6 protein-coding genes are annotated in these 5,785 nt (G+C 58.5%); 3 read left to right on the top strand and 3 right to left on the bottom strand.

Annotation, left to right across the window (positions count from 1 at the left end; all coding sequences use genetic code 11):
* The 3 genes from QZ377_RS08190 to QZ377_RS08180 all read right to left on the bottom strand — a co-directional run.
* A partial coding sequence (locus QZ377_RS08190) for a POTRA domain-containing protein (protein ID WP_291440672.1) occupies positions 1-1,476 on the bottom strand: 1,476 nt, incomplete at its 3' end.
* Complete coding sequence (locus QZ377_RS08185; protein ID WP_291440671.1) at positions 1,457-2,143, bottom strand: ABC transporter ATP-binding protein; 687 nt, start codon at positions 2,141-2,143, stop codon at positions 1,457-1,459. The genes QZ377_RS08190 and QZ377_RS08185, both read right to left, overlap by 20 nt.
* 2 nt (positions 2,144-2,145) lie before the next feature.
* The gene (locus tag QZ377_RS08180) at positions 2,146-3,372 is read right to left on the bottom strand and encodes a lipoprotein-releasing ABC transporter permease subunit (protein ID WP_291440693.1); all 1,227 of its coding nucleotides are present in this window, start codon (positions 3,370-3,372) and stop codon (positions 2,146-2,148) included.
* 768 nt (positions 3,373-4,140) lie between these two features.
* Here QZ377_RS08180 and QZ377_RS08175 point away from each other — a divergent pair.
* The 3 genes from QZ377_RS08175 to QZ377_RS08165 all read left to right on the top strand — a co-directional run.
* Entirely contained in the window at positions 4,141-4,713 is a 573-nt protein-coding gene (locus QZ377_RS08175; protein WP_291440670.1) for a NapC/NirT family cytochrome c, read from the top strand.
* Positions 4,710-5,156 carry a hypothetical protein gene (locus QZ377_RS08170; protein ID WP_291440669.1) on the top strand — a complete coding sequence of 149 codons (447 nt, stop codon included), beginning with the start codon at positions 4,710-4,712 and terminating at the stop codon, positions 5,154-5,156. The genes QZ377_RS08175 and QZ377_RS08170 overlap by 4 nt, the downstream gene beginning before the upstream one ends.
* 138 nt (positions 5,157-5,294) lie before the next feature.
* Positions 5,295-5,785, top strand: a 491-nt coding sequence (locus QZ377_RS08165) for a molybdopterin-dependent oxidoreductase (protein ID WP_291440668.1), incomplete at its 3' end; no start/stop codon positions are given.

The following is a 5,785-nucleotide window of genomic DNA, read 5'->3' as shown; positions in this document are numbered from 1 at the left end:
GATGAGCTTGGTGTCCACCTCGGCAAAGGCGTAGCCGTAGTCGGCGTAGTGGTCTGTCAGGCGCTTGGAGTCTTCCTGCATGACCGTCAGCGAGAAGTAGTCCTTGGACTTTTTCCAGTCGTCCATCTGCACCACTTCGAGCATTTTGTCTTCGCTGTCGATGACGTCTCCGGCAAAGACCACGTTGCGCACGGTATAGCGGGGGCCTTCGTTGACCACAAAGGTGACATAGATGCCGTCGTCCTTGTAGTCCACCTGGGGCGCGCCGACCTGGATGTCGATATAGCCTTCATTGAGGCCGTAGGCCGCAATGGCGTTGGTATCGCGCTCGAGGTATTCCTCTTTGAGCACGCCCGAGCCGGTGAGCCATGAGAAAATGCCCCGCGGCTTGAGGGCAAGGTATTTATCAAGGTCGCCCCGGCTGAGCTTGCTGAGGCCCTCGATGTTCACTTCTTTGACGTAGAGCTTGTTGCCCTCGTCCACATTAATGACCAGCACTGCGCCGCGCCCGCCCTGGCGGTCTTCAAGACGGTAATTGACCTTGGCAAGGTAATAGCCTTCCTTGCGGTACAGTTCGGTAATTTTTTGCAGGTCGTCGGAAAGCACCTGCTCGTTGAGCACGTTGCCGGTTCTTGTTCCCATGGCGGCAACAACGTCTTCCTGGTCCACACCCTTGGACCCTTCGACAATGATGTTGTCGATGCGGGGTTTTTCCACCACGGTGAAGACCAGCACGCTGCCTTCAAGGCTGGCCTGCACATCGCTGAAATATCCCATTTCCCAGATGCGCTTCACTTCTTCGTTGATGGCGTGGGCATCGGGGGTATCACCTTTGCGGATGGTCAGGCGCATGAGCACGGTATCCGGGTCCATAACGCTCATGCCGCGAACCTGCACGTCGGCCAGGCCGCCCTTGGCTGCCGTGGGCGTACCCATGGGCACAAGGCCGGGGCCGTCATCAGCGGGCTGCGGGGCGGCGGGGGCAGCGCTGGCTCCCGTTATTTCCGCAGCGCGTCCGGCCAGGGTACTGGCACAGTCGCTGAGGGCCACGAGCGAGTTGCGCTCAAAGCCTGCGGGTACGGCTTCGCCCTGCTGCACAGGCACAAGGCGCGTGTCCATGTTGAAGCCGTCGCCAAGCTGGTTGAAGCTGCCGTAAATGACAAGCTGCGCTCCGGCCTGACGGCCCAGGGCGCGCGCTGTGGCAAGGTCAATGGTTTCACCGCTGCTGCGCTGCAACTGCCGCGCCGTATTCATAGGCACAACGCGCATGCCGCTTTGCTTGAGCTGGTCGGCGATGATCTGGGGTACGTCCTGGGCGGCATTGGGCATTTCCGGCCCGGCATTTACCTGAAAGGGCAGTACCAGAACAAGAGGCCCCTGTGACGCGCCGGCCTCGCGGGGCATAAGCTGGACGGCGCATACCAGAGCGGTGACGCAAAGAATGTTAGACAGGATATTACGCAAGATTTTTTTCATACAGTGTCCCCGCTTTCAGTTCCAGGATGCGGCCCATACCCGCGGCCAGTTCCCGATTATGCGTCACGACCACGAGAGTCATGCCCAGCTCGCGGTTAAGTTCATTCATAAGCGCGCCCACCTGCTCTCCGGTATGTTCGTCCAGATTGCCGGTGGGCTCGTCAGCCAACAGCACGCGCGGGCGCATCAGCACCGAGCGGGCGATGGCTACCCTTTGCCGTTCGCCGCCGGAAAGTGTGGCAACCTTGCCGTCCATACGGGCCGCGAGGCCGACGCGTTCGAGCATTTCCCGGGCCTTGGGCATGACGGCTGACTGGCGTTCACCGCCGATGATGGCCGGCATTGCCACGTTTTCCACTGCCGAAAACTCCGGCAAAAGGTGATGAAACTGAAAAACGAAGCCCAGGGTTTTATTGCGGAAGGCCGCTTTCTGGTCAGGCGTCATGTGGACCATGTCCTGCCCGTCAAAATAGACGGCGCCCGTACTTGGAGTATCAAGAGCACCCATAAGATGCAAGAGGGTGCTTTTGCCGGAACCGGAAGCCCCCACAATGGCAAGGGCTTCGCCTTCGTTCACAACCAGGTTGATATCTTTGAGAATCTCAAGATTTTCCCCGGGTGCGGAGAAAATTTTGTTCACATCGGAAAATTTGTAGAGTGCTGACATGGCTACTCGTAGCGCAGGGCTTCCGCCGGTTCAAGGCGGGCCGCCTGGCGGGCCGGGTAAAGTGTGGCCAGAAAGCACAGCAGCATGGCGCTGGCCCCCACGATGAGTACATCGCTGAGGGTTATGCTGATGGGCAGATGGTCGAGAGTATACACGTTTTCAGGCAGTTTGATGAACTGGTAGCGCTTGAGCAGCCAACCCACTGTAAGGCCGAGCACATAGCCCAGCAGCGTGCCGATAACGCCGATGATGCTGCCCTGGTACATGAATATGCGGCGTATCATGCCGCGTGTGGCCCCCATGGACATCATGATGGCGATGTCGCGCGTTTTTTCCATCACCAGCATGACAAGAGACGTCACAATGGAGAAAGAACCGATAAGCACCACCATGGTCAACAGGATGAACATGCCGATCTTTTCCAGCTTGAGGGCTGCAAAGAGGTTGGCGTTCATTTCCATCCACGAGCGCACATAAAAGGGAGAGCCCAGTTCGGTGGCTACGCGGCTGGATATCTGGTCGGCCTTGAAGAGGTCGTTCACGGTCAGTTCCACGCCCGAAAGATATTTTTCGGGCAGGCCAAGCACATCGCGGGCTGCGGAAAGGTGCACGAACGCCAGGGACGAGTCATATTCAAACATGCCTGTCTTGAAGACGCCCACCACCTCGAAGGGGCGGATGCGCGGCGCGTAGCCAGAGGTGGTCTTCTGCCCGGACGGCGACAGCAGGTTCACCCGGCTGCCCACCGTAAGCCCAAGGCGCTTGGCCAGTTCTTCACCGATGATAAGGCCGGGCGCGCCTTCTTTTTGCAGGTCGGCGGCGGAACCGGAGCGCATCTGGCGCAGCATGGAGAGCACGCGCGGCCCGGATTCAGGGTCAATGCCGCGCAGCACCACGCCCTTCACGCCGTTGGCCGTTGAAAGCATCACTTCGGTATAGACAAAGGGGGTGGCCCCGGTAACGCCCTTGATGGAGCGTATGCGCTCAAGCAGGCCGTCATCGTTTTCAAAGGCCGAGGGCAGGTAGGACATGACTATGGCGTGTGAGTTGGCGCCGAGGATCTTGTCCCGCATGTCGGTGGTCATGCCGTTGTATACGCCAAGCACCACCACCAGCGCGCCAACGCCGAGTGCCACGCCCAGAATGGACATGAGCGATATGATGTAGATGAAGGTCTGCTTGCGTCTTGAAAACAAATAGCGCAAGGCCACGAAGAGTTCGAACGACATTTGCGGCATATTGGCCCAGCTTGGCAGGATATTCAAGATATTTTTTAGAAAATGCCCCTGCCGCCGGTTTTCCGGTGGCGGAGCGCCCCACATGGACGCAGTAAAGGTGCGCCCCTGGCGCATGGCCTGCCGCCCCCGCCAGTAACCTCCGGCGGCACCGTGGCCGGCGGCTCCGGGCTTTCAAAACCGTTTCTGTGCCGCGCCGTCCGCCGGGCAAGGCTTATACGCTTACGGGGCGGGGAAAGCCAGAGCTATTTTGAGCCTCTGGGGCGGCCCGCGTTTCATCGTTTGTTTCTGACCGTCATCTGCGTGCGGCACAGCAGTGCGTTCCGCCAGCCGTCATTGCCCGATCCCTCCCGTCTTTTTTCCGGCTGTATTGGGCAGCCTTTGGGCGCGTGGTGCGATGCGCCGTTTGCTGACGTCCGGCAGGGCGTGTCAGCCCGTCGGCTTGTTGGGGGCTACAGTCCTGATTTGTGCGGTCCTGCCGTACTGCCCAGAGGAAGTGGGCATGGCTGGAAGTTGTCATGTTTTTATGAAAACAGTCATATTTTCATGAAAATTGAAAATTGTGATTGTGATGTTTTTCTCAAATAGTGAGTAATATCACACTTATTCTTAAAAGTGTGAACTGGCATGGGAATTGCTTTTATCCATATAACATTCTGTAAAACAAGAACTTGTTCATGGTGTGACAGCTTTTGTAACCGCACGCCAAGTGCGACCAATGCTTTCAAGTGATGCTTTTTCTATTGATGGAGGTTCACACCCATGCCTTATCCGCGAAAGCGCGTCTGGATTATCGGCAGCATACTTCTGGCAGCGTGTGTGGCGCTGGCAGGCGCGGGGGTGGCCTATACCTCCAGCACCAGCTTTTGTCTGTCCTGCCACGAAATGCGCGTATATCAGGAAGAAATGCGCCTTTCATCGCACGCGGTCGATGCCAAGGGTCAGCCCATCGGCTGTTCTCAGTGTCACATCCCGTCGGGCAATGTGGTGCGCATGCTGGGGGCAAAGGCCTGGCTGGGCGTCAAGGACTTGTGGGTCCACACCACAGAAGGCGGAACCGACCTTGACCGCGCAGCCATGCAGCCCATAGCCCGGCGTTTTACCGATGACGCCAACTGCCGGGCCTGCCATCATGATCTGGCAAAAAATGCCAAAAATGACGGCCCCGTTTCCGAGGTGGGCAGGCTTGCGCACGAAAACTATGAAGGCAAGAACGGTCAGGCCCGCAGCGGCTGCGTGGGATGCCACCGTAATCTCGCCCATCTGCCTGTTTTTGACGAACGTATTCCCACCAATCAGAAGTTCGCCCAGAAAATCAAGGAGATCCGGCCATGAAGTCCTGCAAGATCATGCTTTTTTCCCTGCTGGCGCTGCTGGTGCTGGGGGGCGCTTATTTCGCCTACATGGCCTGGGCTTTTCCCACTGACCGCTGCGAAGCCGCAAAGCATCTTTCAGCACCGCAAATGGAGGGCGACTGCTATAGCTGCCACGCCAAAAGCACGCCCCGTGTGGCGCAGGAATGGTATGAAAGCAAACACGGTATCACCCTTGTGCGCTGTCAGACCTGTCACGGCATGCCCGACGGCAAGGGCGCCATACCCTTTGCCCGCAAACCCGGTGTGGAGGTGTGCGCGCGCTGCCACTCCCTGTCCATACAGCGCATGGAAGCCAAGTTCGGCAAGCGCGAGGATTGCGTAAGCTGTCATCCCTACCACCAGAGTCCCATGCATGGCCGGGCCTATGAATACCGCCAGCCCAGCAACAAGACGGATCTGTAGCGCGTGCGCGGCGGCCACGCGCCGCGGGCCGGAGTCATTGCCTGAAAAAAACAGCCGGTCTTTTCCGGCGGCACAGACGCTTTCCGCATGACAGAGCCTGGGAGTGGGCTGTGCCGGACCAACAGCGAGGTTGAACACATGAGTACTTCACGTCGTGATTTTCTGAAATATTTTGCCATGTCCGCCGCCGTGGCGGCGGCTTCCGGCGCAGGATTCGGCTCTCTGGCACATGCCGCGGACAACAGGCCGGAAAAGTGGGTAAAGGGCGTTTGCCGTTATTGCGGTACGGGCTGCGGGGTGCTTGTGGGCGTCAAGGACGGCAAGGCCGTGGCTATCCAGGGCGACCCCAACAACCACAATGCGGGGCTGCTGTGCCTTAAAGGTTCTTTGCTTATCCCCGTGCTCAATTCAAAGGAAAGGGTCACACAGCCCCTGGTGCGCCGCAGCAAGGGCGGCAAGCTTGAGCCTGTGAGCTGGGATGAGGCTCTGGACCTTATGGCATCCCGGTTTCGCAGCAGTATTGATACATATGGCCCCAATTCGGTTGCCTGGTACGGCTCAGGCCAGTGCCTCACCGAAGAAAGCTATGTGGCCAACAAGATTTTCAAGGGCGGCTTCGGCACCAACAA

The organism is Desulfovibrio sp., assembly GCF_019424165.1.
Lineage (GTDB): Bacteria > Desulfobacterota > Desulfovibrionia > Desulfovibrionales > Desulfovibrionaceae > Desulfovibrio.
Note: the sequence above shows the minus strand (reverse complement) of the source record. Positions and strands in the feature narration are given on the sequence as shown.